Raw genomic sequence first — 15044 nt, forward strand, 5'->3', positions numbered from 1 at the left:
TCGTTTTCATGCGATCGCATCCAATTCCAAAGAGGTACATATGTACAAACCTGCTACCATGGGCCGCCTGTCCGCACTGCTGACCCTGTTTGCCCTGTTCCTGATGACTGCGCCCACTACCGTGGCGCAGGATACCGCAGAACCGCTCGGGGATGATTTCATCCTGTTTTTCGATGGTCCGAATGTGCTCATTCCGACCGTCAATCCGCAGGTTGTGTCCGATCCGTTGAACCCGGCCAGCGACAACCGCGTCGCCAAATTCAATTACGGCAACTGGTCTGCCGGTGGATTCCAGTGGGGTCGCAATGTAGGCGTCGACATGACGGCCAACGTATCCGAGAATGCCGGGGAGGGGGACACGTTGTACGTATCGCTGCTCGTGGACCCGGCCAATGCCGGAATGCCGGGCGTGTCATTGACCATTTTCGACAAGACCGACGACAGCACGGCACGTGACGGCAGCGCGGACCTGCATATGCGTCTGCAGTGGCCCATTCCGGAAGCCCTTCGGGACGGCACGTGGCATGATCTGGCCATTCCGCTGCCTCCCACAACCGCCGCCGCATTGAACGCTGCCAAGGACGGCATGGATGTCAACGGTGCTCCCCTTGCCACACCGCTCGATGACAATGCCGCCAATTGGTCCTACGGTGGTGCCTGGTCCCTGGGTGGATTCGGCGTATGGGCTCCCGGCGAATGTGTGGATGCCGCCTGTTTCGCCGAATTCCAGTGGGATGCGGTCCAGGCCTTGACGGTCTTCTTCGACAACAGCTCCGGCGGTGGCCCCATTTACCTGGATAACGTCTACATCGGTGGACCGGGAACGGACGTTTCTGCGGCTACCGCAGTTCCGGCTCCCATGGCGGGCGTTTCGTTCTCCACGGACGGCGACGAAAACGTTGTTTCCTGGAGCCACAATCCTGAATTCGGCGGATACAACGTGTACGTGAGTGAGTCGGCCATCACGTCCGCGTCGCTGCTGGCCGGTGAGGCCACGCTGCTCACGTCGTTGCCGTTCAGCGCGACTTCCTTCGAAGCACGGCATTCGTTCGAGGTCCCCCACGGCTCGCTGGCTCCCATGCCGCTGTACTATGCCGTGACCTCCAAGAGCATGTTCGGCGTTGAGAACACCGACGTGTCTGCGGCCTCGCAGCTGGTGGAGAACGATGAACTGCCCGTGCAGCCGTACATCCTGATGGCCACGGACGATGAAGCCAACGTCATCTTCGACAATGTGGCCGCTGGCGTCGTTTCCGATGCCGGCTTCCCGGATGTCGCCCCGTTCGTAGTCAACCAGGCACGCTCCCGTGCGGGCGATGCGCCGCTGCCGACCGACGATGCCGACTTCAGCGCCACCATCAAGGTGACGGCCGACCGGCTCGGATTCATGTATGCCTATGTGGACGTCACGGACGACACGGGCACCTTCGGTGGTCCGACGACCACGGGCGGGGACACCTGGAATGTGGATTCGTTCGAAATGACCCTCGGCCTGTACGATGTGCGCGACGTTGCTGGCGGCTCCATTCTGGGCGGTTCGCCCCACATTGCGTACCAGCGCGGTGCAGCCCCGGACTACCAGTTCCGATTCGCCATCCTGGCCGATGAAGCCGGAAACGTGGTCGGTACGTCGGTACACTCCGCATCCGATCCGAACAATGGCGGCGGTGTGACCGGCGAAATCCAGGGCGGCGGCGGCGTCGGCGAAATCGTCACCGACGGTTCCGGCAATGCCATCGGATGGCGTCTGCTGGTCGCCTTCCCGTTCGAGTCCATCATTGACCCTGCAAGCGACGTGCCCTATGTGGTGCCCGAAGGGACGGAGTTGGATCTCGTGCCGTTCAACATCGCATTCAACGATGCCGATGGTGGCCCGCGTGAGTCCCAGGTACTCTGGACGACGCGTTCGAGCGCCGGCGCATCCTGGTGGGCCAATCCGTCGACGTGGATGACCACGGCCATCGCCGGTCGTGCACTCGCCACCAATACGGAAGAGCCTGTCTCTGCCGAGCAACCCTTCCAGTTCGCGTTGGAGCAGAACTATCCCAACCCGTTCAATCCGTCAACCACCATTGCCTTCTCGCTGGCACAAGCTGAGAACGTACGCGTGACCGTGTACAACGTACTTGGACAGCGCGTAGCCACTCTGTTGGATGGCAAGGCCATGCCGGCGGGCATGCATGCGGTGGACTTCCAGGCGGGTGCACTGCCCTCGGGAATGTACCTTTACCGACTGGAAGCGGGTTCACAGTTCGTTCAGACGCGCAGCATGATGTTGCTCAAGTAATCAACCATGCGATTGTTCATCACGATCCTGTTGTGTGCAGTAACCGGTGTGGCCGCGGCTTCCGCGGCCGCACCGGGATCTGACGACACCGCCCAATATGGCAAGATCGCCGGCAGGGTCGTGGATGCGGCCACAGGAACGCCGTTGCCGGGTGTGAATGTGGTCCTGGCGGGTACACTGCAGGGCACATCCACTGACCTGAACGGAGAGTACAATATCATCCGGATTACACCCGGTACGTACGTGGTCCGCGCCACGTACATCGGTTTTGCGACCTCGGTAGTGGAAAACGTGGAGGTGGTCATCGATCAGACCACGCGCGTGGATTTCTCGCTTCAGGAAGAGATTTTTGAAGGGCAGGAAATCGTCATCACCGCCGAGCGGGGCATTGTGGAGATGGATCGCACCACCACAACCGCCGTCGTGAGTGCCGAACAATTGGAAGCGCTTCCCGTGACCGGGATTGCGGATGCCATCAACCTGCAGGCCGGGGTGGTGGATGGACGCTTCCGTGGCGGACGGAGTGGGGAAGTGGCCTACCTGGTCAATGGCGTACCCATCAATAATGCATTCAACAACCAGGCCTCGTTCGAAATCGAGCAGAACATGGTTTCCACCCTGCAGGTCATAAGCGGGGTGTTCAATGCCGAGTACGGTCAGGCCCAGTCCGGGGTCGTGAACGTCGTGACCAAGGATGTGCCCGGGACCTGGACCGGTTCTGTTCTGGCCTATGCCGGCACGCTGGTTTCGGACCGGCGACTGGAGTTCGTACAACGGACGACGGGGCCCGGTAATGCGTTGTCTGCCTCCGATTTCGAGCCGGGATTCGTCTCCTATTCCGAAGCCGCGCCCCTGGACAACGTGAAGGACATTCAGTTCTCCGTGGGCGGTCCGCTTCTTCGCGAGCGGATTGGCATCCAGTTGACCGCCCGCCGATTCGAGGATCAGGGGTATTTCTACGGTCGGGCGTTGTTCGTTCCGTCCGACTCGTCCACCGGCCTGACGACCGGGCGCGATCCGTCCACATGGCGGATTGAATCGAACGGGGATGGCGACCTGGTGTCCATGGGGACCACCGAACGGACCTCCATCAATGCCAGCCTGACGGCGCGGTTGACCACGGCCATCCGGTTCGAATACAACATGTTCTTCCAGGATGGGCAATTCTTCCCGTTCAACGAGCAGGCGAAATACGTACCGGGAGGCATAAACACCGGGTACTTCGGCAGCCAGACCCACATTGCGTCACTCCGGTACACGGCTGGCGCGAAGGCGTTCGGCAGCACGTCCTACAGCTACCTGCGCGACAAGTACGACAGCTATCTTTACGAGGACCCGACCGACTCCCGGTACCAGTGGCCGCAGAAACGGAATCTGGAAGGCCAGAATGCGTACGACGTGGGTGGAAATGACCTTTTCACCGATGACCAGCTGACGGAAACGCATACATTGCTGACCGATTTCTCGGGCCAGATCAACAACAACCATCTGGTCAAGGGGGGCATGATGGTCCGGTTGCACAGCCTGGACAACCGCTCCTTCGGCATAGAGCGGTCGGCCCGGACGAACAATGAACCGCGGATTTCGCCGGACCGCTTCGCGGACAACCGGCTGACGGCCCGTCCCATGGAGTTCTCAGCCTATCTGCAGGACAAAATGGAGTTCACGGGACTCATTGTGAATGCCGGACTCCGGTTCGATTACTTCAACCCGGATTACGACATCCCGCTGGATTGGCGTCAGGCGCAGGCCACGTACATTGATGACCCGGCGAACCCCGCCGATTCCCTGCTGAACCGTACGGGCGCTGACGTCAACATGCAGCTCAGTCCTCGGATAGGCATTGCATTCCCCATCTCGTCCACAGGCGTCATGCGTTTCTCCGCAGGCCTGTTCTTCCAGATTCCCCAGCTGGCCCTGCTCTACACGAACCCCGAATACGAGGTCAATCCGCAAGCCGGATCCACCCAGTTCGGGAACGCGGCCCTCGAGCCCGAGCGGACGCTGGCCTTCGAAGTCGGCCTGCAACAGGGGCTGACCGACAACGTGGGACTGGAACTCACCATTTTCTCCAAGGACGTCCGCAACCTGACGGGTCAGGAAATCCTGCGGACCCCGAACGGGGATTTTGCCATCCGGTGGATGAACCGGGATTACGGCACCATCCGCGGGCTCACGTTCTCGATGTTCGACAAGCCGGGCGGCCGCGTGAGTTGGACGTTCGATTATACCCTGCAATTCGCCGAAGGCACGGCCTCCGATCCCGGAGAAGCGTTCGGTCGCCAGCAGTCCGGGTTGGATGCCATCCTGTCGCTGGTCCGGTTGAACTGGGACCGCCGCCACGTCTTCAACAACACCATCACGGTGGAGCCTATTGAGGGCCTGTCGGTCACCGTGGTGAACCGTCTGCGCAGCGGCGAGCCCTACACGACCACGCGCGGTTTCGTCCGCTCGTCTGAACCCAACAATGCCGACCGCCCGCTTCAGTTCTGGTCGGACCTTCGTACCTACTGGCGCCCGACGTTCATCCGGTCCGACATCCAGTTGTTCGTGCAGGTGAAGAACCTGTTCGACAACGTCGTCGAATATGCCGTGTACTCCACGACCGGTCAGGCCAATGAAGCCCTCGAAAAAGAACTCTTCCGCCGTACGGGCTCCCAGATCGGTGGTCTGAACTCCCTCGACGAGTTCTATTACCGCCAGGGCTGGTATGCACCGCCGCGTGAAGTGAGCCTCGGAATCCAAATGACGTTCTCCAATCAATGAAACGGGCTCTCCGATACTTCATTCCGTTCCTGATCCTGGCCGCCTTCGCAACGCACGTGGCCGAGGCCCGGCAGGATATTCCCAAGGAGAACCGGGGCTCGGAGTTCCTGATTGCCCGCGGCATCCTGGACGGGAATCTGATTGAAACGAACTTCCGCAACCACGGCGAACTGTCCCGTTGGAACGATCAGCCGTGGGGGGTATGGCCCCGGGGCATCGGGGGACGACACATTGATGGCATCGGCATCATGGCCGCCGGCCGGGTGAACGCCGAGCGCCAGAAATGGCCGTTCTACGGAGGCAAGCCCGATACGCTCGTGAACCCGGTCATCCTGACGTACCGCGATGCCGGTAAACGACTGGGTCCCACGGGTGAAATCTGGGGCTGGCTCCCGCTGCGGGGATTCCACAACCCGAATCGCATAAATGCCCTGGGTCAACTCGAGCCCGTTCCGGCCCTGAGTGACGACCCGACTTCCTGGCCCTCGTTCTGGCCGGACCGCCTGGACAATCCGGACGATCCCGGTTGGGCCGGTCAATGGAACGGCTTCTTCGGTCGCGATGTCTTCAACGCGGATCTTGAGAGCTACTACGTCATGGATGACTGGTCGGACCGGGAATACCATGTGTCATCCGTTACCGGGCAGCCATTCAGTCAGTGGGGCGTGTTCTATCCCTCTCCGTCCGACTCCACCATCGGTGGAATGGGGCTGCAGAACCAGGTGCGCATTTTCCAGTGGGCCAACATTCTCGCCGAGGATGCCATGTTCATCCTGTACCGGCTCACGAACCGGTCCGAAACGGATTACCGGTACAATCTGGCCGGCGATCAGGGCATGTTCTTCTCCCAGATCATGGATTATGGACTGGGCAATGAAGAAGGTGACGAGACCGCGGCGTTCGATGCCCAGCAGGACGTCACCTTCGGATGGGACCAGGACGGGATCGGTCAGCGCCAGGACGGTACGCTGTACGACCTGGGCTATACCGGCTTCGCCTTCCTGGAGAGCCCTTCGCGCGCCGAGGACGGGCTGGACAATGATGAGGACGGCATGTTCGACGAGTCCCGGTTCAGCGGTCCGGGGCAGCGGATTGTCGGCCAGGATCAGATCCGGCTCGCACTCGCTGCGAATCACGACCTCACTGCATTCGAGGCCAAGTACGGCCCGGTTGAAGAACGGCCGGCGTTCCGCGCCGGTGTCTGGTGGACCGGGGATGAGAACCTGGATTGGGTCGGGTTCACCGATGACAACGGAAACGGCACACACGAAGAAGGCGAAGCCATCAACAACGACGTCGGCCGCGACGGAAAGGGACCATTCGACCTGAATTACCCGGGTCCGGATGACGGAGAGGCCGACGGCATCCCCACGCCGGGCGAGCCCAACTTCGATGAACTGGACGTGGACGAATCGGACATGATCGGCCTGACCGGGTTCGACCTGTCGTCCCGTCCGTTCTACGAGAACGGGGACAATCTGCGCGACGATACATGGATGTTCGATCGCATCCTGAACTTTGCCCAGTTCCCGCTCGGCACGCCGGCCGATGCGTTCGAAGCCGATATCGAGCCCTTCATCCTGTTCGTATCGGGTCCGGTCAACCTGATGGCCGGAGCGACGGACTTCTTCTCCACCGCATGGGTGTTCGGGGAAGACGAGACGGACTTCTTCAAGAATCGCCGGACGGTCCAGAACATCTACGATGCGGATTACAACTTCGCGCAGGCCCCGTTCATGCCGACGCTTACCGCCATCCCGGGAGACGGGCGGGTGGTGTTGACGTGGGATACGCTCGCCGTGGCCAGCTTTGACCGGTTCAGTCAGGATTTCGACTTCGAAGGATTCAAGCTCTTCAAGGGTACCGATCCGCTGCTGTCCGACGCACGCCTGATTACCAATGTGGACGGCACGCCCACGTTCTACCGGCCCATCGGTCAGTGGGACCTCGACAACAACATCGCGGGACCCGTTCCCGTGTTGGAAGGGGAAGGCGTCTACAACATGGGCAGCAACACGGGGCTTTCATTCTTCTACGTGGACGAGAACGTCACGAACGGGATTACCTACTACTACGCACTCGTGGCGTACGACCGGGGGATCCTGGAGGATGGTGAACTCTCCATTGATCCCCAGGAGAACACATTCAACATTTCGGTGGACCTGGCGGGGAATGTGCTGGGTGTCTCGCAGAACGCCGCCATCGTCGTGCCGCGATCCCGTCCGGCCGGTCTGGTGGACGGTGCGGTCAACGAGGACCTTTCCAGCGTTACGGTGGGGGTCGGGTCGGGCTCCATGGATGTTCGTGTGGTGGCGGACGCCGATATCCGGCCCGACTCACCGTACCGCGTCCGATTCTATTCGGAAGATGACGGCAACGACGCAACGGACCTGTATACCACGACGGCGTACGACATCTATGACGTAGCCACCGGCGAAGTCCGAGTCAAGAAGAGCGCGCTCGTGCCGGTTTCGCCCATGGTGGACGGATTCGTGGTGGAGATCGAGAATTTTGAGGTGCTGCCCGGTGTGGTCACGTTCAATACCGAACGTACCGGTTACGTCGGCAGCATGGGGACAGCGTCGGAGCTGCACGACCCCGATCCACGTGTCCTGGACGGTGTCGAGTCCAATTGGATTGCCACCATCCGCCCTGACACCACCGGGTTGTTCTTCCATTCGCCATCCGACTATGAATTGCAGTGGGTGAACCCGGCCGATTCCACGTATCGTCCGCCACGGTTCGGCATCGGATTCCTGTCCACGCCCATCAACGTGTTCTCGGTGAACACCTCGGAAAACGTGCTCACCGAGTTGCTCATCCGCGATACGAACAACAACCGGGAGTTCGACGTGGACGACGTGGCCATCATCGTCGAACGGGATGGCGTCGTACGCAAGTTCCGTTACCGGGTATCGTTCCACGTGCCGGAAGGCGAAGCATCCGTTCCGCCGCAGCCCGGGACCGTACTCCGGATTACGCCGAAAAAGGAATTCCGGACCGGGGACTACTTCCAGTTCACGCTCCGCAAGGCGGTCATTGACACTGACCTTGCCGAGTCGGAATTGGACGACATCGCCGTCGTGCCCAATCCGTACGTGGGTGGATCGGCCTTCGAGGTCCGGTCCCAGATTTCCGGCCGGGGCGAGCGGCGATTGCAGTTCATCAACCTGCCCCAACAGTGCACAATCCGGATTTTCAACCTCCGGGGCGAGCTGGTGGACACCATCGAGCACAACGAAGTGGGAGACAACGGGTCGGCCTTCTGGGACCTGCGTACGTCCGGCAGTCAGGATGTGGCCTACGGGGTCTACATATTCCATGTGGATGCGCCCGGCATCGGGCAGCACGTGGGTAAATTCGCCATCGTGAAGTAACATGCGACAACTCCGGGTCCATCTCTTCCTGATCATCCTGGCCATGGGCACTGGCCTGGCGCCGTCCGGTACCGCAACCGGCCAGAGCCGGGTCGGCACCACGGCTGCACCGTTCCTTACGCTCGGAACGGGGGCGCGCGGCGCCGCCCTGGGGCATGCGTATACCTCGATTGCAACCGGACCCGATGCCTTGTTCTGGAACCCTGGCGGCGCCGCGCGCCCCTATCTGGGACAGCACCGGGGTGGAATCTTCTTCACGAACCACCAGTGGGTAGCCGGCATTGACTACAACGCCGTCGCCCTCACCGTCCCGGTGACCCGTACCGGCGTGTTGGGTCTGAGCATTGCATCGGTCGATTACGGGGACATGGATGTCCGCACGGTGTCGCAGCCGGAAGGGACCGGCGAGACGTTCTCGGCCGGCGACCTGAGCATCGGCCTGTCGTATGCCATGCCGTTGACGCCGTCCTTCTATTTCGGTGGCACGTCCAAGTACATCCGCCAGTCCATTCGCGACATGCGGGCGCAGACCATGGCCTTCGACGTCGGCTTTGTCCTGGTCACGGACTACCTGAACGGCCTCCAGGTGTCGGCTTCCATCATGAACTTCGGCGGGAAGATGCAGATGCAGGGCATAAACGCCGAGCTGAACGTGGATCTGGACCCCCGCAACGCGGGCAGTTCGGAGAGCATACCGGCCCGCATAAAGATGGACCAGTGGGATCTGCCGCTGGCCTTCAAATTCGGTGTGGCGCTCCCGGTCATCAAGGCCGGAGGCGTGGAGCTCGTATTGCTGGGGGATGCGAACCAGACCAACGACAACAACCTGAATGCCGATCTGGGGGGGCAATTCCAGTATGCCACCCGGATGATGACCTTCAACGCGCGGGCCGGATACCGGGATGCCTTCCTGGACAATGTGGATTCGCACGTGTCGTACGGAGCCGGCCTGGACCTGCAACTCTCCGGTATTCGATTCGGATTTGATTTCGCGTACATTCCCTTCGATCTCCTGCAGGATACGCGGATGATCGATTTTCGGGTTTACTTCTGACCGATACCCGGGGGAAGGGGATGAGGATGTATTTTCGGGCGTGGCAGATGCCAGCGTCGTTGGCGCTCTTGGTACTTCTGGCCGCGTGTGGCCAGCCGGCGCACGCGCCGGACAAGGATGACCGGCCGTTGGCGCTCGTGGATGACACACCCGTCACGGTAACGTGGTTCAACCAGACGTATGTGGACTTCCTTATCCGTACGGGATCGAACGATACCCGCGCGAACCGGCAGGCCCACCTGGACAACCTCATCGATTCCATCCTCCTGGCGGCCGAGCATGATCGCCAGCAACTGGACGAACAGCCGGATTTCCGGCACTTCCGGGACAGGGTGGAGCAGGAAGAACTGGGAACACGCTACTTCGAGACGGCACTGCTCGACACCATGTCCGCGCCGACCGAAGCACAGATCCGAAGGACGTTCACGCGCTGGAAATCCCAGGCCGTGGTCAGTCATCTGTTCTTCCGGACGCTGGAGGAAGCGGAGCAGTCGCATGCGCGGCTGGAATCCGGTGTTGCCTTCCTGGATGAAGCCCAACGTGTCTACGGCACGATGGCCTACGATTCCCTGGCCGGCTACCTGGGACCCATCCGCTATTTCAACACGGACGATGCCTTCGCCGAAGCGGCATGGTCGCTTGAGCAGGGCGCGTATTCGGCTCCTGTCCGGTCCCGCTTCGGGTATCACATCATCCGACTCGAGAACCTCATCCGGGAGCCGCTCCTGACCGAGTCCGAATACCAGACCCGTCGGGAGGGCATGTCCAGCCAGTATCGGTTGCGCCGACGGCGCCTGGAAGGCGACGAATTCATCATGCAGTTCATGACCGCCCGGAACGTGGACGTGAATGGTCCCGCCGTATCCGCGTTGTCGGACCTGCTCCGCTCCCTCGACCCTTCGGCACCCGTCCCCGGACTGGAAGAGGGCGCCGACCGGGTCCGTTCGGCGGATCTGCTGCCGGAAATCGACGAATTCGCCGTGCTCGCCACCTACGAATGGGATGGCGAACGGGAGGCCTTCACGGCGGGCGACTATGCATTCTGGCTGGACGGACTTCCCTTCACGGAGGCCCGGGACCGGACGGCCGCCTCGGTAGGGCGTGCCATGCGGAATGCTTTGCTGGCCCGAGCCGGTGCCGAGGCCGGGCTGCGGGATGCAGAATGGCGCAAGGAGGTGGACCGGCGGCTCATGATGGAGGCGGCGCGTCGGATGCGGATGGAATTCCGCAGCCGTCCGGGCGTCCCGGATACCGCGTTGGTCCAATTGGCGTTCGAGCGACTGGGCTGGCATACGCGACGACAGGCCGATGTCTCCTTCCGTGCCGCTACGTTCACGTCCCCGAGGGCCGCCGACGAAGCCCGGAGCGCTTTCGCGGAAACAGGTTCCGTAGCGGGTGCCCTCCCTTCCGGTTGGGATGTCGAGCGTTCGGACACCCCTTCCACGGAGGTTCCGGAGTGGAATCCGCATGTACTGACCGCGCCGCTGGGCCTTCCTGTGGTCGTGGGACGGGCCTCGGACTGGGCCCTCCTCCTGGTGGAGGAACGCCGGTTCCGGGACGTCACCTGGCAGGATGACCGGGAGGAAATCGAGCGCCGCTTGGCTCCCTTTGTGCGGGAATACCGGACCATCCAGGCGCTGCGCGCGTCCACACCCCTCAGCGTCGACTCGACCCTGTTCAACGCGCTTGCCACCGATCCCCGCTGAGCCCCATGCGAACCTCCCGACACGACCTGCTGGACGCCTTCGAGGAGCGGGTCGCCCTGCAATACGAGCTCTACAACAGCCTCTTCCTGACCCTTCCATTCGAAACCATCCGGAAGACCGGCGCGCTGCTGCCGCTGCTGGCGCGGGCCTGCGAGGAGGGCATGGCACACGGACGCCCACCTGCGGACATCCTGGAGGGCTTCCGTGCGGAGCATGCATCCGATGCATCCGATGCCGAATTCCGGGACATGCTGTTCCGCTTCGTGCAGTACGTGGAGCGCCAGGTGGTGCTGTTCGATGCGTTGGAAGAAGCGGCCTTCGAGCACGTCCATGACCTGGATGGCGACGGATCCATCGGGCAACTGCTGGACCGGGCCGCGTGGTCCGACGAGACGGCGACCGTCCGTGAACGGTTGGCCGACATGCGCTTGCGGGTGGTGCTGACGGCGCATCCCACCCAATTCTACCCGGACACCGTGCTCGGTATAATCACCGACCTTGAGGCGGCCATCCGCGCATCGAATGCGAAACGCGTCGGTACGCTGCTCATGCAGCTCGGGCGGACGCCGTTCATGCGCAAGGAAAAACCCACGCCGCTGGACGAGGCCGAAGGCCTCATCTGGTACCTGGAGCACGTGTTCTTCCATGCCGTTCCGGACGTGGTGTCCCGCGTGGCCGACCAAGCCGGGCTGGACCGCCCTGACGAACACCTGCCGGAGCTCATCCGGGTCGGATTCTGGCCCGGAGGGGACCGCGACGGCAATCCGTTCGTGACATCGGAGACCACGCTGCGCGTGGCAGCCCGCCTGCGGGAGGCCATCCTGGGAGCCTACCTGAGCGAAACCGAACAGCTGCGGCGGCGGATAACGTTTCGTGGCGTAAGCGAGGACGTGCAGCGGGTGGAGGCCCGGTTGCGGGAGGCCCTCACCGGTACAGCCGGAGCCGGAAACGGGGCGAATATCGGTGCGGAGGACTTCCGGGATGCCCTGCGCGCCATCCGCGATCGCCTCCACGCCGAGCACGACGGCCTGTTCGCCGAACTCGTGACCGACGTATTGATCCGTGTGGCCTGTTTCGGATTCCATTTCGCGGCCATGGACGTCCGTCAGGATGCCGGCATCCATGCCGAATTGTTGGAGGCATTGGACAGGGGGGATGCGCCGCCGTCCGATGTGCACGCCGACGTGCTGCCGACACTCGAGGCCATCCGGGACATCCAACGGCGGAACGGGGAGGTGGCGCTCAACCGATACGTCATCTCGCATGCGACGTCGGCCGCGGACGTCACGAACGTCCTGGAGCTGGCCCACCGGAGCGGCTGGGTGGATCCGGTCGCGCTGGACGTGATTCCGCTCTTCGAGACCGTTCCGGACCTCGTGGCGGCGCCCGAGGTCATGCGTGCCCTGTTGTCCGACGAAACGTACCGGGCGCACGTCCGGCAGCGGGGCGACCGGCAAACGGTCATGCTCGGGTTCTCCGACGGTACCAAGGACGGCGGATTCCTGGCGGCGAACTGGTCCATTTTCAAGGCCAAGGAGGCCATTACGGCGGCTGTGGCCGACTTCGGCGTCACGGTAGCCTTCTTTGACGGTCGCGGCGGACCGCCGGCTCGGGGCGGGGGGAAAACGCACGCCTATTATGCCGCCATGGGGGACCGGGTGGCTGGCGATGATATCCAGTTGACCATCCAGGGGCAGACCATTACCTCGAACTTCGGCACCGTGCAGGCGGCGGCCTACAATCTGGAGCAACTGCTGACGGCGGGACTGGGCCGCGGGATTGGACGGGGCAGCACGCTGTCCGACGCGCAGCGGACCCTTTTGGATACGCTGGCCCGGGAAAGCCTGGATGCGTACCGGACACTCAAGGAGGACCCGCTCTTCCTGGACTACATGGAGGCGCTCGGGCCACTGTCCCACTATGGCGATACGAACATCGGCAGCCGTCCGGCCCGGCGCGGACGCTCGGCCAAACTCACCTTGTCCGATCTGCGGGCCATCCCGTTCGTCGGCACGTGGCATCAGATGAAGCAGAACGTCCCCGGGTATTTCGGATTCGGGGCCGCCCTGGCCCGGCATGACCTCGGCGAACTCCGGGAGTTGCACGCATCGAGTGCCTTGTTCCGGGCGCTCGTGGAGAACAGCATGATGGCACTCTCCAAGTCGTGCTTTCCGCTCACGGCCCAGTGGGGGGATCACCCGGAGTACGGACGCCTGTGGCACGCCATCCACGAGGAATACGAGCGGACCCGGAGCCTGCTCTGCGCGGTCGCGGGGCAGGATGACCTGCTGGTGGCCCAACCCGTCGGGCGTCGGTCCATCGCGCTGCGGGAGACCATCGTGTTGCCGCTCCTGGTCATCCAGCAGGTAGCGTTGAATGAGGCCCGGGCAGACGCCACGGACGCGGCAGAAGCCTGGAGCGCGTTGGTCACCCGCACCATGTACGGCATCATAAACGCCGGGCGGAATTCCGCCTGAGCGCAAGCCCGGGCTGCCTGGAGCGCCGTCTGAAAAAGGGAGCGGTCCCGCACCAAGAACCCTATGCAGCCAGACAGGAGGTTCGGGGGGACCGCTGATTGCCAGTTGGGGGAGCCGATACCCAAACGGCAACGCCCGAAGGATATCCACGGCATGTTTCTGCAGGATTACCAAATGTGGACTTTGTGTGGACAACCACAAAAAATCGGGGATAATCCGGGGGAAACGTTCAGGAAAAACCCTGTTAACGACGCAAGCTCTTTAAAAACAGTTACTTGAGGTTTACCTGTTTTGCAGGAGTGCCCGGAAACGCGCGAAGAACGTTTTCATGGACCGGCGTGGACAACCTGTGGACAATGTCCAAATCAGGTGAGCACCTTCTCGTAGCCGTCAATGTCTTCCAGCACCGTTCCGGTGCCGCGGACCACGGCGGTGAGGGGGTCTTCCGCCACGTAGACCGGCAGGTCGACCCGCCCCCGGATCATGGCGTCCAGGCCCTTCAGCATGGCACCTCCACCCGTAAGCATGATGCCCCGCTCCAGGATGTCGGCACCGAGTTCCGGCGGCGTCCGTTCCAGGCAACGGATGACGGCCGCGGCAATCTGGCCGACGGGTTCACGCAGCGCCTCGCGGACGTCCTCGGACGAGATGGTCCGGACTTTCGGGATGCCACTCACGAGATCGCGTCCCTTGACGGAAAGCTCCAGTTCCGGATCCAGCTCGATGGCCGAACCGACCTCACGCTTTATCCGCTCGGCCGTACGCGATCCGATGAGCAGGTTGTGGTTGCGCTTGAAGTACTGGACGATGGCATTGTCCAGTTCATCGCCACCCACGCGGATGGATTCATCGATCACGATCCCGTTCAGGGCGATGACGGCAATCTCCGTCGTGCCGCCGCCAATGTCCACGATCATGTTGCCTACCGGCTCGGCCACGTTCAGGCCGATCCCGATGGCCGCGGCCATGGGTTCATCAATCAGATAGACCTGACGCGCACCGGCATGCTCCGCTGAATCCCGGACCGCCCGTTTCTCGACTTCGGTGATGCCACTCGGCACGCACACCACCATGCGGCGGATGGCCGACAGCCAGTTGGTCTGGACCTTCCGGATGAGCTGGCGGATGAGTTGCTCGGCGACCTCGAAATCGGCAATGACGCCGTCCTTCAGCGGGCGGATGGTCTCGATTTCGCGGTGCGTCCGCTCATGCATTTGCTGGGCCTCGTGGCCCACGGCAATGACCTTTCGCGTTGTCCGGTTCAGCGCCACAATGGACGGTTCGTTCAATACAATGCCACGCCCTTTGATGTATATGAGCGTGTTGGCCGTGCCCAGATCAATGGCGACGTCAGTGGCGAAGTTGAACAAAGTCGGA

Annotated in this window: 7 protein-coding genes; 6 read left to right on the top strand and 1 reads right to left on the bottom strand. The window is 62.3% G+C overall.

The window, feature by feature from the left end:
- The first annotated feature begins 58 nt into the window (after positions 1-58).
- From RIE53_09200 to RIE53_09225, 6 genes are all read left to right on the top strand, one after another.
- The gene (locus tag RIE53_09200; GenBank protein ID MEQ9104863.1) at positions 59-2287 is read left to right on the top strand and encodes a T9SS type A sorting domain-containing protein; all 2229 of its coding nucleotides are present in this window, start codon (positions 59-61) and stop codon (positions 2285-2287) included.
- Positions 2288-2293: 6 nt separating this feature from the next.
- Positions 2294-5053 carry a TonB-dependent receptor gene (locus tag RIE53_09205; GenBank protein MEQ9104864.1) on the top strand — a complete coding sequence of 920 codons (2760 nt, stop codon included), beginning with the start codon at positions 2294-2296 and terminating at the stop codon, positions 5051-5053.
- Entirely contained in the window at positions 5050-8430 is a 3381-nt protein-coding gene (locus RIE53_09210; protein ID MEQ9104865.1) for a hypothetical protein, read from the top strand. The genes RIE53_09205 and RIE53_09210 overlap by 4 nt, the downstream gene beginning before the upstream one ends.
- 1 nt (position 8431) lies before the next feature.
- Positions 8432-9484 (top strand): PorV/PorQ family protein, encoded by a 1053-nt coding sequence (locus RIE53_09215; protein ID MEQ9104866.1) that lies wholly within the window; start codon positions 8432-8434, stop codon positions 9482-9484.
- A 68-nt stretch (positions 9485-9552) separates the two neighbouring features.
- A complete protein-coding gene (locus RIE53_09220) occupies positions 9553-11190 on the top strand; it encodes a peptidylprolyl isomerase (protein ID MEQ9104867.1) in 1638 nt (545 codons plus the stop codon).
- 5 nt (positions 11191-11195) lie between these two features.
- Positions 11196-13667 (top strand): phosphoenolpyruvate carboxylase, encoded by a 2472-nt coding sequence (locus RIE53_09225; protein ID MEQ9104868.1) that lies wholly within the window; start codon positions 11196-11198, stop codon positions 13665-13667.
- Positions 13668-14032: 365 nt separating this feature from the next.
- Here RIE53_09225 and RIE53_09230 read toward each other — a convergent pair whose 3' ends face one another.
- Positions 14033-15037 carry a rod shape-determining protein gene (locus RIE53_09230; GenBank protein MEQ9104869.1) on the bottom strand — a complete coding sequence of 335 codons (1005 nt, stop codon included), beginning with the start codon at positions 15035-15037 and terminating at the stop codon, positions 14033-14035.
- Positions 15038-15044: the final 7 nt, after the last annotated feature.

This window comes from Rhodothermales bacterium (assembly GCA_040221055.1).
In the GTDB taxonomy this organism is placed as follows: Bacteria; Bacteroidota; Rhodothermia; order Rhodothermales; family UBA10348; genus 1-14-0-65-60-17.

Bases quoted from the DNA above. Each gene is read 5' to 3' on its own strand.
- RIE53_09200 (MEQ9104863.1), top strand. From the start codon at position 59: ATGGGCCGCCTGTCCGCACTGCTGACCCTGTTTGCCCTGTTCCTGATG.
- RIE53_09225 (MEQ9104868.1), top strand. From the start codon at position 11,196: ATGCGAACCTCCCGACACGACCTGCTGGACGCCTTCGAGGAGCGGGTC.
- RIE53_09210 (MEQ9104865.1), top strand. From the start codon at position 5,050: ATGAAACGGGCTCTCCGATACTTCATTCCGTTCCTGATCCTGGCCGCC.
- RIE53_09205 (MEQ9104864.1), top strand. From the start codon at position 2,294: ATGCGATTGTTCATCACGATCCTGTTGTGTGCAGTAACCGGTGTGGCC.
- RIE53_09215 (MEQ9104866.1), top strand. From the start codon at position 8,432: ATGCGACAACTCCGGGTCCATCTCTTCCTGATCATCCTGGCCATGGGC.